Origin of the sequence: Rhizobium sp. P28RR-XV, assembly GCF_012641385.1 — a bacterium.
Classification (GTDB): Bacteria; Pseudomonadota; Alphaproteobacteria; order Rhizobiales; family Rhizobiaceae; genus Rhizobium.
On the sequence record NZ_JABAIG010000012.1, the window covers coordinates 1 to 17,203 of the forward strand.

18 protein-coding genes and 1 pseudogene are annotated in these 17,203 nt (G+C 63.0%); 10 read left to right on the plus strand and 9 right to left on the minus strand.

Annotation, left to right across the window (positions count from 1 at the left end; genetic code table 11):
• Both HGP12_RS24700 and HGP12_RS24705 read left to right on the plus strand, forming a co-directional pair.
• Positions 1-143 (plus strand): annotated as a pseudogene (locus HGP12_RS24700) (IS5/IS1182 family transposase); the annotation flags it as partial.
• A 242-nt stretch (positions 144-385) separates the two neighbouring features.
• Positions 386-958, plus strand: a complete 573-nt coding sequence (locus tag HGP12_RS24705; RefSeq protein ID WP_168842514.1) for a GNAT family N-acetyltransferase — start codon at positions 386-388, stop codon at positions 956-958.
• Positions 959-998: 40 nt separating this feature from the next.
• Here the strand turns inward: HGP12_RS24705 and HGP12_RS24710 are convergent, their stop codons facing one another.
• The 5 genes from HGP12_RS24710 to HGP12_RS24730 are packed head-to-tail and all read right to left on the minus strand — an operon-like array spanning position 999 to position 8,283.
• Complete coding sequence (locus HGP12_RS24710; protein WP_205926627.1) at positions 999-1,421, minus strand: GNAT family N-acetyltransferase; 423 nt, start codon at positions 1,419-1,421, stop codon at positions 999-1,001.
• A 5-nt stretch (positions 1,422-1,426) separates the two neighbouring features.
• Complete coding sequence (locus HGP12_RS24715) at positions 1,427-3,499, minus strand: hypothetical protein (RefSeq protein WP_168842512.1); 2,073 nt, start codon at positions 3,497-3,499, stop codon at positions 1,427-1,429.
• Between the two features lies 1 nt (position 3,500).
• Positions 3,501-6,326 carry a DUF4159 domain-containing protein gene (locus tag HGP12_RS24720; protein ID WP_168842511.1) on the minus strand — a complete coding sequence of 942 codons (2,826 nt, stop codon included), beginning with the start codon at positions 6,324-6,326 and terminating at the stop codon, positions 3,501-3,503.
• Positions 6,323-7,243: a DUF58 domain-containing protein gene (locus HGP12_RS24725; protein ID WP_168842510.1), complete on the minus strand. Its 921-nt coding sequence runs from the start codon at positions 7,241-7,243 to the stop codon at positions 6,323-6,325. Before HGP12_RS24725 ends, HGP12_RS24720 begins: the two co-directional genes overlap by 4 nt.
• A 26-nt stretch (positions 7,244-7,269) precedes the next feature.
• A complete protein-coding gene (locus tag HGP12_RS24730) occupies positions 7,270-8,283 on the minus strand; it encodes an AAA family ATPase (protein WP_168842509.1) in 1,014 nt (337 codons plus the stop codon).
• A 167-nt stretch (positions 8,284-8,450) separates the two neighbouring features.
• Between HGP12_RS24730 and HGP12_RS24735 the strand changes: the two genes are divergently transcribed.
• The 3 genes from HGP12_RS24735 to HGP12_RS24745 are packed head-to-tail and all read left to right on the plus strand — an operon-like array spanning position 8,451 to position 10,959.
• On the plus strand, positions 8,451-9,074 hold the full coding sequence (locus tag HGP12_RS24735; RefSeq protein ID WP_168842508.1) for a DUF1285 domain-containing protein: 624 nt from the start codon (positions 8,451-8,453) through the stop codon (positions 9,072-9,074).
• Positions 9,071-9,706, plus strand: coding sequence for a CoA pyrophosphatase (locus HGP12_RS24740; RefSeq protein WP_168842507.1), 636 nt, complete (start codon positions 9,071-9,073; stop codon positions 9,704-9,706). Before HGP12_RS24735 ends, HGP12_RS24740 begins: the two co-directional genes overlap by 4 nt.
• Positions 9,703-10,959, plus strand: a complete 1,257-nt coding sequence (locus HGP12_RS24745; protein WP_168842506.1) for a CCA tRNA nucleotidyltransferase — start codon at positions 9,703-9,705, stop codon at positions 10,957-10,959. Before HGP12_RS24740 ends, HGP12_RS24745 begins: the two co-directional genes overlap by 4 nt.
• 26 nt (positions 10,960-10,985) lie before the next feature.
• On the opposite strand, the gene HGP12_RS24750 is transcribed toward HGP12_RS24745, so the two are convergent.
• The 3 genes from HGP12_RS24750 to hemF all read right to left on the minus strand — a co-directional run bounded on the left by HGP12_RS24750 (position 10,986) and on the right by hemF (position 12,707).
• Positions 10,986-11,171, minus strand: a complete 186-nt coding sequence (locus HGP12_RS24750) for a DUF1059 domain-containing protein (RefSeq protein ID WP_149634758.1) — start codon at positions 11,169-11,171, stop codon at positions 10,986-10,988.
• Between the two features lie 131 nt (positions 11,172-11,302).
• A complete protein-coding gene (locus HGP12_RS24755; RefSeq protein ID WP_168842505.1) occupies positions 11,303-11,581 on the minus strand; it encodes a hypothetical protein in 279 nt (92 codons plus the stop codon).
• A gap of 214 nt (positions 11,582-11,795) precedes the next feature.
• Entirely contained in the window at positions 11,796-12,707 is a 912-nt protein-coding gene (hemF, locus tag HGP12_RS24760; RefSeq protein WP_168842504.1) for an oxygen-dependent coproporphyrinogen oxidase, read from the minus strand.
• Between the two features lie 171 nt (positions 12,708-12,878).
• Between hemF and HGP12_RS24765 the strand changes: the two genes are divergently transcribed.
• Positions 12,879-13,139, plus strand: a complete 261-nt coding sequence (locus HGP12_RS24765; RefSeq protein WP_312862932.1) for a hypothetical protein — start codon at positions 12,879-12,881, stop codon at positions 13,137-13,139.
• Positions 13,140-13,479: 340 nt separating this feature from the next.
• Here the strand turns inward: HGP12_RS24765 and HGP12_RS24770 are convergent, their stop codons facing one another.
• Positions 13,480-13,983, minus strand: coding sequence for a TetR/AcrR family transcriptional regulator (locus HGP12_RS24770; RefSeq protein ID WP_168842502.1), 504 nt, complete (start codon positions 13,981-13,983; stop codon positions 13,480-13,482).
• 120 nt (positions 13,984-14,103) lie between these two features.
• Here HGP12_RS24770 and HGP12_RS24775 point away from each other — a divergent pair, with 120 nt between their 5' ends.
• The 4 genes from HGP12_RS24775 to HGP12_RS24790 all read left to right on the plus strand — a co-directional run bounded on the left by HGP12_RS24775 (position 14,104) and on the right by HGP12_RS24790 (position 17,202).
• Positions 14,104-14,874 (plus strand): SDR family NAD(P)-dependent oxidoreductase, encoded by a 771-nt coding sequence (locus tag HGP12_RS24775; RefSeq protein WP_168842501.1) that lies wholly within the window; start codon positions 14,104-14,106, stop codon positions 14,872-14,874.
• A gap of 33 nt (positions 14,875-14,907) precedes the next feature.
• Positions 14,908-15,249, plus strand: coding sequence for a carboxymuconolactone decarboxylase family protein (locus HGP12_RS24780; RefSeq protein WP_168842526.1), 342 nt, complete (start codon positions 14,908-14,910; stop codon positions 15,247-15,249).
• Positions 15,250-15,340: 91 nt separating this feature from the next.
• On the plus strand, positions 15,341-16,465 hold the full coding sequence (locus HGP12_RS24785) for a flavin monoamine oxidase family protein (RefSeq protein WP_168842500.1): 1,125 nt from the start codon (positions 15,341-15,343) through the stop codon (positions 16,463-16,465).
• Entirely contained in the window at positions 16,459-17,202 is a 744-nt protein-coding gene (locus tag HGP12_RS24790; protein WP_168842499.1) for an SDR family oxidoreductase, read from the plus strand. The genes HGP12_RS24785 and HGP12_RS24790 overlap by 7 nt, the downstream gene beginning before the upstream one ends.
• The last annotated feature ends 1 nt before the right edge of the window (position 17,203 follow it).

Below are 17,203 nucleotides of genomic sequence, written 5' to 3' on the forward strand. Positions count from 1 at the left end.
ATCTCTACGCCCAGCGCCACCTGATCGAGTGCTGCTTCTCCAGACTCAAGCAGTTCCGCAGGGTCGCTACGCGCTTCGAAAAAACCGCCGAAAACTACCTCGCAGTCGTCACTATCGCAGCAATCGTTCTATGGATCAGATAACTGTCCACACTTCCTAGGGCTACGCGCAGGGAGCGAGGATGCCGACACGATCTCGCATCAATAAACGGCATCATGCATTTTGCATTGGACGCGCCGAATATTTCCTGCTATCCGGCTTTCCACACTCTAAGGACCCCTTGTCATGAAAGTCACCAGAAGCCTGCGACGACGCCGATGATCCCGAACGCTCCACGAGCGCCTTCGAGAACAATATCGTCCGTCTATCTGGTTTCACTGGTCTAATGTACAAGCACGATCTGGTCTACCTCACTGAGGATGCGTCGCACGACGCTGTCATCGAACTCATCAACGAAGAAGCATTCGGTCCCGGCCGGTTTACGCGGGCTGCCGCACGCATTCGCGAACAGGGGCCGCATGACCGGTCGCTGTCGTTCATTTGCGCCGACGATGGCGAGACGATCGCCTCGGTGCGGATGACGGCGGTACTAGCCGGATCGGTCAAGGGCCATCTGCTCGGCCCGCTCGCCGTACGCCCCTCCCACAAGAACAAGGGCATTGGCCGCGAACTCGTGCGCATCGCCGTCGAGGCCGCCAAACGCCAGGGCTCGGAAGCCGTCATCCTCGTCGGCGATCCGCCTTACTATGGCCCGCTCGGTTTCGAGAAGGTCGCCTATAACACGCTGACTTTCCCCGGTCCCGTCGATCCGAACCGGGTGCTGGTCGTGCCCATCGCCGCCGATACGCATGCGCGGCTGCAAGGCTCGATCGCGTGGCGCGACGATTCGGTTCCGGCCGTTACGACGGAAGAAGAGGACGAGGAAGACGACATGCAATTGACTGCGATCGCCGTTTAAGTCTTTGCGTTGAAAACGAAAACTATCGTCCCGCTGTTCTTCAGCGGGGCGATAGTTTCTTCTGCAGGAAGAAGCGGCTTCTGCCAGCGGGGAAATCCGGCAATTCACCGAAGACCGCATAGCCTTGCCGTTGGTAGGCGCGCAGTGCCTGCGGATTGAACGTATCGATCCACGCTCCGAAGCAGCCGCGCGCGCTCGCTTCAGCTTCGGCCGCATCCAGCAGCTTTCCCGCCATGCCCTGGCCGCGCAGGCTTTCCGGCACGAAGAGCCATCCCGTGAACAACCATCCCCAGGCGGTGTAGCCGGAAATCCCGCCGATGGTTTTGCCGGTCTCATCGCGAATCAGAGCCGCAAGGGGACGACGTTCGGAGGGGCCGACATCGGCGGCATTGAAGGCCGTCAATCCCTCGCTGATGACCGCGAGTTCGCTTTCGCTGGGGGTATCGGTCACATCAATGTTCATCACGGTCACCGTCCTTCGCGCCACCATGTGGCGGAGAAGGCAAAGAGGAGGGCGGCAAGACCGGCAAAGCCCGCAAACAAGGGCAGGGTATTGATACCCTTTAGCACGGTTTCGTCGGTCATGCGGATGGTCAGCCGCTGGTTGTCGGCGACGCGAACGGTGCCGCGCACCGGCAGGACCTGCGGTACCGTCACGCTGCCATTGGCGCCGGCGACCCGGGTGACAAGCCCCTTGGTCTTTTGCGCCAGCGGCTGCAGCGTCTCGGTGGTCGAGATCATCGCCTTGAATTCCGGGGCATCGATGGCACCGATATGAACGAGCGTCGACAGATTGCCATTGGCGATCTGATAGAGCCCGATCTCATCCATATGTTTTTCGGCCTGATAGAGACCGGGTTGCGTCCGCTTCAGCGGCAGGGTCTCGCTCTTGCCGGATGGTGATTTGATCGTGGCGGGGCCAGGATCGTCGCCGATGGTCTGGCGCGTCACCTGCAGCGTGCGGCCGGCGGCGTTCGCCGTCAGTGCTTCTTCCTCCAGCGCCGGCTCCTTCAGCAGCCAGTGGGCAATGCGGCGATAGAGCGACACGTGCGGGCCGCCGCCTTCGAAGCCGCGCGCCCAGAGCCAGCCTTCGTCGGAAAGCAGCATGGCGACACGGCCCTGACTGACGCGGTTCAGCACCAGCAAGGGACTGTTATTCGCGCCGACCATCACGGTCTGCCCCTGCGGCCGTTCGACATCGACGCTGCGGAACCAGCGGCCCCAATGCGGCGGCTCGGTATCGGATCCATCCAGGCCGCGTGTCACGGGATGTTTCCGGCCCTGATCCGACAGACGCGGATAGAAGGCCTTCTCGATCATCTGGCCCGTCGGCTCGGCCGGCAGCACGGAGGCAAGCGGCGTCAGCGCGATCGAACTGCCGCCGGCATGTTCCGGACCGGCGGCCACGAGGAGGGCGCCGCCGTTTTCGACATATTGCGCCATGTAATCATAATAGATCGTCGGCAGGACGTTCTGACGGTCCTGGTAGCGATCGAAAATGATCAGATCGAAAGAATTGATCTTGTCGACAAAAAGCTCGCGCGTCGGGAAGGCGATCAGCGACAATTCGTTGATCGGCGTGCCGTCCTGCTTGTCCGGCGGACGCAGGATGGTGAAGTGCACGAGATCGACCGAGGCGTCCGATTTCAGAAGGTTGCGCCAGGCACGCTCGCCGGCATGCGGCTCGCCCGAGACGAGCAGAACGCGCATGTTCTGGCGGATGCCTTCGATCAGCTGGACGGTGCGATTGTTGATGGCCGTGACCTCGCCGGGCACCTCGGCGACGGCGAATTCGAGGACATTGTTGCCGGCGCGGGGCACCTTGAAGCTGAAGGGCGTGTCCTGGCCGGGCGTTGCCTGCAGCGTGGCGATTTCGTCGCCGTTCATCTTGACCGTGACTGCTGCCGTGACGCCTGGGCTCTTGCCATCGTCAACGACACGAAAGACGAGCTGTTGCTCGTCATTGACGATACCGAACCGAGGCGCGCGCACGATTTCGATGCGGCGATCGAATTCGTCCGGCTTGCCTGTGATCAGCCCGTGGATGGGTGCGTCGAAGCCGAGTTGCTGGTTGACGCCGGGAATATCGTGGATCTGGCCGTCGGTCAGGAAGATGGCGCCGCCGATGCGGGCGGGCGGCACGTCCGCGATCGCCGAGGAGAGTGCCGAGAAAAGCCGCGTCGACGGCGATTCTGCTTCCGCCGGATCGCGCACCTCGACGATGCGTGGTTCCATGCGAGGGAATTGCGCCAGCCGGTCCTTGAGCATAGCCAGGGCGTCATCGGTCATCTTGGAGCGTTCCGGCGTCTGCTGGCTGAGACTGCGGTCGACCACGATGGGGACGATGGTCGTCAGTTGCTCGCGATCCTCCTGCATCAGCACGGGATTGGCGAGCGCGGCCAAGAGAGCGATGCCCGCCAGAGCACGGATCCAGCCGCCGCGCAGGCGCCTGAAGATCGCAAGCGCCGCGATGGCGAGCGTCAGCACTGCCAGAGCGGCCAGGATGGGCCAGGGGAGGAATGGGGCAAAACCGATATTCATATTATTGCCCCAAGCGCTGCAGGATGTCCGGAACGTGGACCTGATCGGATTTATAGTTCCCGGTAAGCATGTACATCATGATGTTGACGCCGGTGCGGTAGGCGTATTCGCGTTGAGTTTCGTCCGGCGGCACGGTCGGCAGCAGCGGCGAACCGTTTTCATCGACGGCCCAAGCGCCGGCAAGATCGTTGCCCGTTATGATGATCGGCGTCACGCCGTCTGAGGTTGCGACCGCATTTGCGTCGCGGCGCATATCCTGCCGCGCTTCCACCCAGAGCGGACTATCGGCATAGCGGCCGGGGAAGCTTGACAGCAAATAGAAGGATTTGGTCAGCACATGCCCGGCAGGCACCGGCTCCAAGGGCGGAATATCGAGATTGGCGAGGATCTGCTGCAACCGCTGGCCGTTCGGGCTGGGTGTCGAGGTATCGCCCATCGTGTCGATGGCGTCACGGGTATCGAACAGCACTGTGCCGCCGTTGCGCATATAGGCATCGATGCGGTTGATGGCGTCGTTGGATGGCATCGGTGCGGTCGCTGAAACCGGCCAGTAGATAAGGGGATAAAAGGCCAGTTCGTCCTTGGTCAGGTCCAACCCGACCGGAGGACTGGGCTCGAGCGTCGTGCGATAGGTGAGGTAGTCGGAGAGGCCGGCAAGCCCGCGCTCCGAGATATGATCGACTTCCGTCTCGCCCGTCACGACATAAGCAAGATGCGTCTTGTCCAGCCGCGAAAAAATGGTGTCGTCGCCGGGTTTTGCATCGTCGGCCAATGCGATTGCCGGATGCAGGAAGATGGCAAGCGAGGCCGCCAGCAGCAGCATCGCCGCACCTCCAGCGATCGTCTTTGCCGATCTGCCGAGGCGTGTGAAGGCGCCATTCATGAACAATACGATGATGCTGTCGGCGAGAAGAACGAGGAAGGCGAGCGTGAAGAGGATCGGCTTTGCCGACCAGGCTTCTCCCCCGATAAGGCCTTCCCGCGCGACCGAGCCGGCCGCCGATGCATCCAGCGGTTTCAGTTGCGTGCCGCTGGGCAGCGTGTTCAGTGCGACAAAGCCTTCTTCGGAGCCGTAGAGGCCGGGCGGATTGTCGAAACTTGCGATCGACGCTCCCTTGCTGTTCGGCTCCAGCGGGCGGGCGCTGCCGATTTCGCTGGTCAACACGCCCTTTGCGGTCAGAAGCCGGTAAGGCGACATAGCTTCGCTCTCCTTGGCTGCGGCCCCTTCCGCCGGGGTGACGCCGCCGGCATGGGACAGCTGCACGATCCGGCGCAGCATTTCGACGAAATCGCCTGAGATCGGCAGGTCGGACCATTGCGGTTCGGCGCTGACGTGGAAGAGAACGATGCGGCCGGCCTGCATCTGCTTTTCGGTCACCAGCGGCGTGCCATCGGCAAGGCTTGCCCAGGTGCGCTCGGCGAGATCCGGCGTCGGCTCGGCCAGAACCTGCCGCTTGATCAGGACGTTCTTGGGTTTCGGCATGCCGGCAAAGGGGCCGAAGGACGGGAAATCGGCAAGCGGCTGCGGCTCGGCCCAGGAAAGGGCGCCGCCGAATGTGCGCTCCCCCAGCCGCAGTGTCACGGGAACGAGGGGATCATCTGCGGGTGCCGCGGCAAGGCGCGGGCCGGCAAAGCGGACGAGCGTGCCGCCATTCTGGATCCACTTCTGCAGCGGCGCATAGGTTTCCTGCGGCAGGCGGCCGACATCGGCCATGATGATGACCGAGGGATTGCCGGCAAGCAATTCCGGGATCGATTTTGCCAGGTCGGCGCTATTGGGCTGAGTCAGGTCGGCGTAGGGCTGGAGGGCGCGCTGAATATAGTAGAGCGGTGACAGGATCGGCTGGAATTCGTCGGCAGCCTGGCCGGAGAGAAGCGCCACGCGCCGGCGCCGGAAACCGTCGTCCAGAAGATAGACACTGCCCGCGCTCGCCTGCCGATCGAGGCTTATGCGGGCGAAATCATTGCGCATCTCGAAAGGAGCGGCAATGGAGCCGGTGGCGACGGTCTGGCTGCCGGCGAAATCAAGCGAACCGGCAGCGATCGGCCGTCCCTGGTTGTCCTGCGCGGTCAGCCCAAGGCGCATCGGGCCGGTGCCGTTCAGCCGCGTTGCGGTGACGGTCATGTTGTTGGCGGTATTGGTCGCGCCGGTGATTGCGATGATGTTTTGACCATCGCCTTCGATCAGCCGCAGCTCGCTTGGCTGCAGCGCGGCGAGCCGGCTGACGATGTCGTCCTTGTCCCTGCTCTCGACGCCATCGGAAATGAAGGCGATCGTGCCGGGCTTGCTGCCGTTGAGCGCGGCCTTCACGGCATTCGCAGTACGCTCGCGATCCGGCACCAGCGGCCGCGGGTTCATCGCATGCAGCTTGTCGCGCGCCGATGTCGCAGCACCCGGTGTCGCATCGTTGCCTTGCTCGGCGGTGAAGGCGATCGAGACGGGAATGCTCTTGGCATCGGCATCGTCGATCAGCGCATCGGCCGTCCGGACACGGCGCTCCCAATCCGAGACGCTCGCCCAGCTATTGTCGATCATCAATACCAGCGGGCCGCCGCTCGAGAGCGTATTGGTGCGCGGATTGAACATCGGGTTGGCGATCGCAAGGATGACGAGGGCGGCCAGCAGCATGCGCAGCAGCGTCAGCCACCAAGGGCTGCGCGCCGGCGTTTCCTCGCGCTTGAGGATGCTCGCCAGAATACGCAGCGGCGGGAAGACTTCGGTTCGCGGTTGCGGCGGCGTCAGGCGCAGCAGCCACCAGATCGCCGGGAGCAGGATAAGGGCTGCGAGGATGGCGGGAGAGGCGAATGCGAAGGAGAGACCGGTCATGGCTGCCCTCCCGGGGCTGCCTTTGCGGGCATGCCGGAAAGATACATATGCACGGGGACCAGCGCTTCCGAAGCCAGCCGGTCGGTGCAATGGCTGACGAAGGTCCAACCAAGATGGCGCAGCGACTGGCCGAGATTTTCGCGGCGGGCGAGATAGGCGCGTCGATAGTCGTCGCGCAGGTTTTCCGCGCGGCCGGCAATCAGCTTCGAACCTGTTTCGGGATCGCTAAACTCGGTGCGTCCGCTATAGGGAAAGAGCTCTTCGGCCGGATCGGCCACCTCGATCACGTGACCGCGCAAGCCCCGGCGCGCCAGCGGCCCGATCCTGCCCATGACGCTATCGGCATCATCGAGAAAATCGCCGATCAGCACGATATCGCTCCAACCGCGGATCATCGCCGTCTGCGGCAGGCCACCTTCGAGCGGCGTGTGCATCAGGGCTGCCGCCAGCCGTTCGGCGGCATTGCGGGTCGACACCGGCTCCATGATGCCGGGGCAGCCGATGCGTTCGCCGGAGCGGGAGAGAATCTCCGCCAGCGCCAGCATCAGGACGAGCGCGCGGCTCTCCTTGGAGGCGTGCCCATAGGTCGATTTATACATCATCGACGGCGACAGATCGGCCCAGAGCCAGATCGTGTGCGCGGCTTCCCATTCATGATCGCGGATATAGGTATGATCGTCGCGGGCCGAGCGCCGCCAGTCGATGCGCGACAGGCTTTCGCCTTCAGTATAGGGGCGGAATTGCCAGAAATTCTCGCCGATGCCGCGCTTGCGCCGGCCGTGCCATCCCGCGATCACGGTATTGGCGATGCGCTTGGCTTCGACAAGGCAGTCCGGCACGAGTGCGGCGCGACTACGGGCTCGGGAGAGGGCATCGTTGCCTGAGGTCGGTCTGACGATCTGTCCGATGGATGCCACGCGCTATACTCTCCTCGACATCCGGCTCATGGTCTCGACTGTTTTACCAGTCCTGCGATGACATCGCGCACGGACATGCCTTCGGCGCGGGCCGCGAAGGTCAGCGCCATGCGATGTTCCAGCACCGGCTCGGCCAGCGCATGCACGTCGTCGATCGACGGCGCGAGCCGGCCTTCATAAAGCGCGCGGGCGCGGGCGCACAACATCATGGCCTGGCCGGCGCGGGGGCCGGGGCCCCAGGCGACATGCTTGTCCGTCGAGGCATTGCCCTGGCCCGGACGGGCGGAACGCACCAGCGACAGGATAGCATCGACCACGCCTTCACCGACCGGCATCTGCCGGATCAGCTGCTGGATTTCCAGCAGGCGCTCGGCATCGATAACCGCCTGCGGCGTCGCTTCGCTGAGACCGGTGGTTTCCAGCAGGATGCGGCGCTCGTCGGCGAGCTCGGGATAATCGACATCGACCTGCAGCAGGAAGCGGTCGAGCTGGGCTTCTGGCAGCGGATAGGTGCCTTCCTGTTCAAGCGGGTTCTGCGTTGCGAGAACGTGGAAGGGAGCGGGCAGGTCATAACGCTGGCCGGCGATGGTGACGTGGTATTCCTGCATGGACTGCAGCAGGGCCGACTGCGTGCGCGGCGAGGCGCGGTTGATTTCGTCGGCCATCAGCAATTGCGCGAAGACCGGACCCTTGACGAAGCGGAAGGAGCGGCGGCCGCTCTCGTCCTGGTCCATCACTTCGGAGCCGAGGATATCCGACGGCATTAGGTCCGGCGTGAACTGCACGCGGTTGGAGGCAAGGCCAAGGACCGCGCCGAGCGTGGTCACGAGCTTGGTCTTTGCAAGGCCGGGCACGCCGACCAGCAGTGCGTGACCGCCGGCGAGCACTGCCAGAAGCGTGTTCTCCACGACGCTTTCCTGGCCGAAAATGACCTTCGACACCTCCTGGCGGACGGCGGCAATATCGCCAAGCGCCTTTTCGGCTGAAGCGATGATGGCCTGCTCGTCGAGGCTCGTTTCGGTCGATTTGATCATGCCCATTTGCGTCTCCAATGGCAGAAAAACGGTGCGCGTGATTCGCAGACGTTACACATTTGCCTCATAATCAATACAACTTATCGCCACCGAGACGGCTGACAAGCACGTTTCAAATGACTATCTCGTGAGAACTGTCATATTCGTGACTAACGACCAACCGGGACAGAAGAATGGCAACCGAGGAAATCAAGGCAACGGGCGATGCAGCGAGCCTCGCGGCGCTGATTTCGCGCGCCGCCGGCGATAGCGGCGGCCGCAAGAAGGGTCTGCCGCCCGTCGAACGCTGGGATCCGCCCTTTTGCGGCGATATCGACATGGAAATCAGGGCCGACGGCACCTGGTTCTATCTAGGCACGCCGATCGGCCGCGCGCCGCTGGTGCGGCTGTTTTCCACCGTCCTGCGTAAGGATGCCGACGAAAAGACTTATCTTGTGACCCCTGTGGAAAAGGTCGGCATTCGCGTCGTCGATGCACCGTTCGTCGCCGTCGAGATGAGCGTGACGGAGCGCGACGGCAAGCGCGTGCTGACATTCCGCACGAATGTCGGCGATGTCGTCGAGGCGGGCAGGGACCATCCGATCCGCTTCGTCATCCGCGGTGAGAACGACGAGCTGAAGCCCTACCTGCATGTCCGGGGGCGCCTGGAGGCTCTGGTGACGCGCGCCGTCATGTACGATCTCGTCGAGCTCGGCGAACCCGTTGAAATCGCCGGGCGCGAGATGTTCTGCGTGCGCTCCGGGGGCACGATCTTCCCCGTCATGCCGGTCGCCGAACTGGATGCACTGACTCGATGAGTGAATTCCCTCTTTATTCCGCGGATGAATTCCGGCGTCGCGCCCTCAATCAGAGCGGCGGTCCGATCGACCTCGCCTGGCGCGATCACGGCGATCATCTCCTCAATCCGGAGACGATAGCGCAGGTCGCGGACCTGAAGCTGAAGGATGCCGCTGTACTTATACCGGTCGTCGACAGCGGCGACGATGCCAAGGTCATCTTCACGCTGAGGACATCCACCCTGCGCAAGCATTCCGGCCAGATCGCCTTTCCGGGCGGCGCTATCGATCCGGAAGACGCCTCGCCGGAAATGGCTGCCATGCGCGAGGCGGGCGAGGAGATCGGATTGGCCGATATCTTCATCGAGCCTGTCGGGCGGCTGCCGCATTATCTGGCCGCGACCGGTTTTCGCATTACGCCCATTCTGGCCGTCGTGAAGCCGGGCTTCGATCTGGCTCTCAATCCGACAGAGGTGGAGGATGCCTTCGAGGTGCCGCTCTCCTTCCTCATGGATCCCAGCCACCATGTCACAGACACGATGCTCTTGCAGGGGAGCGAACGCCATTTCTACCGCATGCCTTACGGTCAGCGCATGATATGGGGCATTACCGCGGGTATCGTCCGCACGCTTTATGAAAGGCTCTATACATGACGTCCGTTGCCCATGAGGCCTGGTTTCGCGATGAGGCGCTGCAGCGGGTGCTGGCACTGCTCGATGCCGATGGCGGCGAGGGCCGCGTCGTCGGCGGGGCTGTGCGCAACAGCCTCATGGGATTGCCGGTCGCCGATATCGACATAGCGACCACTCTCTTGCCGGAAGCTGTCGTCGAAAGAGCCGAGGAGGCGGGAATCAAGGCGGTGCCGACGGGCATCGCGCATGGCACCGTGACCTTGGTCATCGACGGAAAACCGTTCGAAATCACTACCTTGCGGCGCGACGTTGAAACGGACGGGCGCCGCGCCCGCGTTGCCTTCAGTCAGGATTGGCAGGCGGACGCCGAGCGGCGCGACCTGACCATCAACGCGCTCTATGCGTCCGCGGATGGCAAGGTCGTGGATCTCGTCGGCGGGTTGGCCGATCTGGAGCGCCGCAACATTCGCTTCATCGGCGATGCGGCGACGCGGATCGCTGAAGATCATTTGCGCATCCTGCGGTTTTTCCGCTTCTTCGCTTACTACGGCAGCGGTCGTCCGGATGCGGACGGGTTGCGCGCCTGCGCGGCTGCACGGTCAAAAATTGCCACGCTCTCCGCCGAGCGCGTCTGGTCGGAAATGAAGAAGCTGCTGGCGGCTCAGGATCCGGGCAGAGCGCTGCTCTGGATGCGCCAGATCGGCATATTGACCGAAGTGCTGCCGGAAACCGAAAAATGGGGTATCGACGCCATTCCGGGGCTTGTCGCTACCGAGCAGGCGCTTGACTGGCCGGCGGAGCCCCTGCTGCGGCTTGCCGCAATCGTGCCGCCGGATGCCGCAAGACTTGCCAAGCTGGCGGAGCGGTTGCGTCTTTCAAAAGCCGAAGGCGCCTATCTGCAGGCATGGGCGAACGCGCCCGTCGTCAAGGACGATATCTCGGAAGCGGCCTTCGACCGACTGCTTTATAGCCATGACCCATCGGGCGTCGCGGTTCGCCTGAAGCTGGCGCTGGTGACTGCCCGGAGCAAGGCGGAAAGCGATTTCGAGGAGATGGGACGTGCCGCGCGGCTGGGCAAATTGCTCGAGCGAGCGGCGAAATGGAAAAAGCCCGCATTCCCGCTCAGCGGTTCGGATGCGCTGGCCGCGGGCGTCGCCGCGGGGCCGCGCATCGGCGAACTTCTTGGCAAGCTCGAGCAGGAATGGCTCGACGGAAACTTCAAGATGAACCGGGCGAGCCTTCTCGCCCGACTGAAGGAATTGGCCGCAGCGTGATATCGGGGCCTCTTACTGCCCTCTAATCAGGCCGCGTTGGCCTCGTCGCGAATGCGTGCCTTGATATTGTCGACCATGTTTTCCCGGATGATTGTTTCGCCATGTGCTTCGCGCATGTGCTCGACGGCGCGGCGAACCACTTCGGCATCGTCCTTGGCGCGGGTATGCCAGGAGCAGCCGGGCACGAGCGTACCACATTCGAACAGTCGCATATCTTCCTCCTCAACTTTCAATAGTCCCACATCCCTCCATACCGAAGGGCGTGAGGGCTAAACGCGGGGGATGGAAAAAGGTTTCTGCCGTCCGGCAATCCACCCGCTTGCCGGCGGCGGTTTTCCGGATTTCAATCCGGCATTGCCCAGGATTTGAAGCAGTCCGACGACTGATACTTCGTAACCGGCGTCTGTCTTGCCCAACGATCGGCCGCGAGGCGGGCGATATCGTTCGGGGATTTACCTGCCAACTGCATCCTCACCTGTTCGATGAAACAGGATAGTGGCAGGTCGGACCCGCTGCGGATCCGCATATCTTCGGCCAGCCGGATGACGAATTCCGGACTATCGACCGTGCGTGAAAATTTCTGCTCCTTCGAAGCTTCGGTGACTTGTTTCTCTGCCGCCATTACAACCTCCTCCGATTGAAACGAGCATTAGATCACTTAGGCACTCCTCCCGCCGATTTCAGGGCATTGTCCGATCAACTCGCGTCGGACATCCAAAGCGTGTCGCGATCCTTCCGGGGCGCCCGTTGCGCTCCGCATCGCTCGCTTTTCGCATGCCGTTATCGCAAAACGCCGCCACCCTTGCGCGACATGCATTAGGGCCAACGCACCACCATTAAGGCCAACGCACGACCGGCGGCAGAGACGATAGGATCGACTCCACGTTGCCGCCCGTCTTTAGCCCGAATATTGTACCCCTATCGTAGAGCAAATTGAACTCCACATAGCGCCCGCGGCGAATTAATTGCTCGTCGCGGTCCTCTTCCGTCCATGTTTCGTTGAAATTGGAGCGGACGATGCGCGGGTAGACCATCGTGAAGGCGCGGCCGACATCGCGCGTGAAGGCAAAATCGGCATTCCAGCCACCGGCTTCCTCCGAAGAACGCAGCCAGTCGAAGAAGATACCGCCGATGCCGCGCGGCTCGTTGCGGTGCTTCAGGAAGAAATATTCGTCGCACCAGCTCTTGTAGTGCTGGTAGTCCGCGACGGCGTGGCGGTCGCAGACGATCTGCATGGCACGATGGAAGAGCGCGCTGTCTGCGTCTTCCTGGGTGCGCCGGCGATCGAGCACCGGCGTCAGGTCGGCACCGCCGCCGAACCACTGGCTCGTCGTCACCACCATGCGGGTATTCATGTGCACGGTCGGCACATTCGGATTGACAGGATGGGCAATCAGCGACAGTCCGGAGGCCCAGAAGCGGGGATCTTCCTCCGCGCCCGGAATCTGGCTGCGAAAATCGGGAGAGAATTCGCCGTGGACCGTCGACGTATGGACGCCGACCTTTTCAAAGACGCGGCCTTCCATCATCGACATGCGGCCGCCGCCCCCCTGACCCTTGTCTCTTTGCCAGTCCTTGGCCACGAAGCGGCCCGGTTCTTGGTCGGAAAGGGGGCCGGTCAGCTCGGTTTCCAGCCGCTCGAATTCCGCGCAGATCGAGTCGCGCAGTCCTTCGAACCAATGTCGCGCTGCCTCTTTCTTTTCTTCAATATCCTCGGGTAATCCCTTGGGAAGATTGGGTCGTTCCATGCATGCTCTCCGACGGTGCGAGCAGCCGGCGGCCCGCGATTCGCGCTGTATGTATCGTGATTTGGAATATCAGCAAGATTGCGGCGCAGCCAGTGCAGCAACGTCACAGGAGAATCGACTCGCAAATTTCACAATGCGGTATTATGTTCCCTCTCTCAAAGGCGAGGTTTTATCATGAGGATACCTGGACCGCCGCCCCTGGATGGGTTGAGACGCAGAATATTCCGTTACCGGCAGGAACACCCGGCCGGTAGAAAGAGCGAATTCGTTCGCGAGACCTTTTGTCTCAGTCGCCCCGAAGCGCGTGAAAAGGCGCGCGAGTGGTTCGACGAATTTCCGAAAGCTGCTTATTGGACCGAAGTCGAAAGCTGGCGTCAGGTCGACGGCGATCGCATCGAGTTCACCATGCGGCGCTTGCCGTCGGCGGACTGACGCGAACGACACCACCGACTGCAGTGACGGCGAAAAGGCTGGGGCGGCCCCGTCCCTTTGCGGCCAGCTTGCGATGTGTTGCCAGCTCAATGCGGCTTGGGTGATTGTGGACCATCGGTGTCCTCAAAAAACACCATATTAATCAGATACTTATGTCGAGGCACGGTAGGAGTGGAGCCGCTAATTGGGGCATGTAACACGCATCGTCCAAGGGAAATTCCGGTGCGGTCCCCTCAATCCCGCGAGCGCACGGACTTACACGCTGACGCATGACTTCTGTAGTCCATTGGCGGAAGACGCAAGCTATATCGGGTCGTTTCTCGATTGAAGTGCGGCCTGCTCAGTCGAGATGCGCCGTAGCGCGATCAAAGAGAACCGGATTGCCCTGTGCGCTTGCCATCAGGATTGCGCCTTCAAGCGTTGCCAGTACCTGGGTCGCGCGTTCCTCGGTCAACCCACCGGCGACCAGGCTGGCGATGCCCGCCTCAAAGAACTGCCGGACCTCGTGCACGACGTCCGGCGTGAGGTCGCTGACGGTGGCCCCGAGCGAGCCGCACAGGCACATCTTCGCGCCCTCGCCGAGCGCACCGCGGAATACCGCCTTCCACGCCTGAACCACATCCTGTCCGCTCTCGACGGCAGCAGAGGCGGCTTCGACGACACGAGCGTTGTACCGGCGTGCCACGGCGGCCGCGAGCGCGCTTTTGGTTGGGAAATGATAGTAGACGCTCGCGCTCTTCACCCCGACGTCGGCTGCGACCTCGCGGAAGCTGAAGCCACTATAGCCGGCCTGCCTGATACGACGCTCGGTCGCGTCCATGATGGCTTCCACAGTATCGGTCACGTCTCGAATCCGTTCTGAACAATTTACCTACCTGGTGACAGATAGGGGTTGCAATCACGCTTGGCAAGGCGTAGATGAGCGTCATCGCAATCTACCTGTCGACAGGTAAGGAGAAAGAGCATGACGAGATTTGAAGGCAAAGTCGTCGCGATCACTGGTGGCGGCTCCGGTATCGGCAAGGAAACGGCGGCCCGGTTCGTCGCCGAGGGCGCCAAAGTGGTGATCAACGGCCGCGACCCGGCAAAGCTGGAAGCTGCCGCACGCGAAATCGACCTCAGCGGTCAGAACATTGCAGTTTCTGCTGGTGACATCGCTGATCCGGCAACCGGCGCGGCGCTCGTGGACGTGACGGTGTCGAAGTTCGGTAAGCTCGACATCCTCGTCAACAACGCCGGCGTCTTCAATCCGAAGCCGTTCCTCGATCTGACCGAGAAAGACTACGACTGGTATCTCGACACGATCCTGAAGGGGAAGTTCTTCACCGCGCAGGCGGCGGCCAAGGCGATGAAGGATAGGGGCGGCGTGATCGTCCAGACCGGCTCGATGTGGGCGATCCAGGCGATCGGCGCGACACCCTCGGCGGCCTATTCGGCTGCGAACGGGGGCGTCCACGCGATGGTGCGCAACCTCGCCATCGAACTTGCGCCGTACAACATCCGTATCAACGCGGTGGCACCGGCCGTCGTCGAGACCCCGGTCTACAACACCTTCCTGTCCGACGATCAGGTGAAGGAGGTGCTTCCCACCTTCGATGCCTTCCATCCGCTCGGCCGCAATGGTCAGCCGCGCGACGTCGCCGAAGCGATCCTGTTCCTCGCCTCCGATCAGGCGTCCTGGATCACCGGCACCGTCCTTCCCGTCGATGGCGGCGTCACCGCCGGGCGTCAATGACCCTCACATCAGGAGAATAAAGTCATGAGCCACATGCAGGATTGGAACGCTTACCGCGACACGCTTCTCGGCCGCGTTGGCGACTTCGCCAAGCTGAGCCCCGACGTTCTGCGCGGCCTTCACACGATCGAGGGCAGCGCGGTGAAGACCGGCAAGCTCGAGCCGAAGATGCATGAGCTGATTGCCCTGGCGGTCGCCGTGACAACCCGCTGCGACGGCTGCATCGCAGTCCACGCCAAGAAGGCTGTGGAACTGGGTGCGTCTCGCGAGGAGATCGCCGAAGCGCTCGGCGTCGCCATTTCGCTCAATGCGGGTGCCGCGCTCACCTACACCGCGCGCGTCTTCGACACGATCGACGCGCTGCCCCAGGCCTGATCTCTATACCGGGTGCAGGTTTCCTGCACCCGGTGCACTGCGAACCGGGGGCGGTTGTTCCCGTCCTTATTTTCTCAAGAAGGCGCTTTTCATGTGTACCGCTGTCGCAATCGTCGGAGGCGGCCTCGCCGGCCTTTATGCCGCGTGGCGGCTGCAGGCTTCTGGCATCGACTTCCAATTGCTGGAAGCGCGCCGCCGGTTGGGCGGGCGCATCTTGTCGGTCGGTGCGGGCGGCGAGCCGTCCGCAGACGGCTTCGATCTCGGGCCTTCGTGGTTCTGGCCCGGCATGCATCCGCTGATGGCGGAGGTCATCAGCGAACTCGGGCTCCGCCACTTCGCCCAGCACAGCGACGGTGATGTCGTCGTAGAGCGGATGCGGCAGGAAGCTCCGCAACGGTTCAACGCGATGCGCCAGGAGCCGCAATCAATGCGGCTCGACGGCGGCACCGGTGCCATCGTCACGGCGCTCGCCAACGCGCTCCCTCCGGAGCGGCTGCGCACCGGCATCCGCGTCACGCGGATCGTCCTCGGTGAGGAGGGGGTCGACCTGACGCTCGCGGCGCCGGATGGAAGCACCGAGATGCTCGCGGCCACGCAGGTCATCCTTGCGCTGCCGCCCCGGCTGCTCATCGCCAGCATCGCCTTCGCGCCGGCGCTCGCACCCGAAACCATGATGCGCTGGCGGAACACGACGACATGGATGGCGCCGCACGCCAAGTTCTTCGCGCTGTACGACCGCCCTTTCTGGCGCGAGGCCGGCCTTTCGGGCACCGCGCAAAGCGGCGTCGGTCCGCTCGTCGAGATCCATGATGCGACCACCGCTTCGGGCTCTGCCGCGCTGTTCGGTTTCGTCGGCATTCCCGCCGATCAACGCGCCGAGATCGGAGAGGAGAGGTTGGCGCAGGCCTGCGCCGCGCAGCTCGCCCGTCTCTTCGGGCCGCAGGCCGCGCAGCCCCGCGCCACGCTGTTCAAGGATTGGGCCGCCGATCCGTTGACCGCGACTGTCGACGACCGCCATGGCGGCGCTCATCCTTCCCCCAATCCCGGACCCTGGATCACAGGGCCATGGGCGAAGCGTATCTCGCTCGGCGGCAGCGAGACCAGCGCGACGAACCCTGGCTATCTCGTCGGCGCCCTGGATGCCGCCCGGCGTGCAGCAAGCGAAACAATGACCAGACTCAGTTCAACCAAGCTCAAGGAGACAGTGAAATGCTGAACGGAAAAACCGCACTCGTTACCGGTGGCAGCAGCGGCATCGGCCTCGCCACGGCGAAGCGGTTGCGCGCTGTCGGCGCTCGGGTGGCGATCACCGGCACCGATCCGGAAAAATTGGAAGTCGCCCGCCAGGAGATCGGCGGCGACACGCTGGCGATCCGCGCTGAGGTACGCTCGGTGACCGATCTTAAGGCGATGGCCGAGGTTCTCGGCAAGGAATTCGGCAAGCTCGACATCCTGTTCGCCAACGCCGGCGTCGCTTATGGCACGCCAATCGCCACGACCGATGAGGAGAGCTTCGACCGGCTGATGGACATCAACGTCAAGGGCGTGTTCTTCACTGTCCAGTCGGTACTGCCGATCCTGTCCGACGGTGGCTCGATCATCCTCAACACTTCCTGGCTCGGCCAGGTCGGCGCACCCGGCCGCGCGGCTTTGTCGGCGTCGAAGGCCGCCGTGCGGTCCTTCACCCGAGTGCTGGCGGCCGAGCTCACTGACCGGAAAATCCGTGTCAATGCCGTCAGCCCTGGGCCGATCGAGACGCCGATCCATCGCACGCCGGGCCAGACCGAGGAGGAGTTCCGGGTCTACGCCGATAAGGTCGGCTCAAAGGTGCCGGCCGGCCGGATGGGCAAGCCCGAGGAGATCGCGGCCGCGGTGGCTTTCCTGGCGAGCGAGGCATCAAGCTACATGCTGGGTGCCGAGATCGCCGTCGATGGTGGCCTGGGGGAGCTCTGAC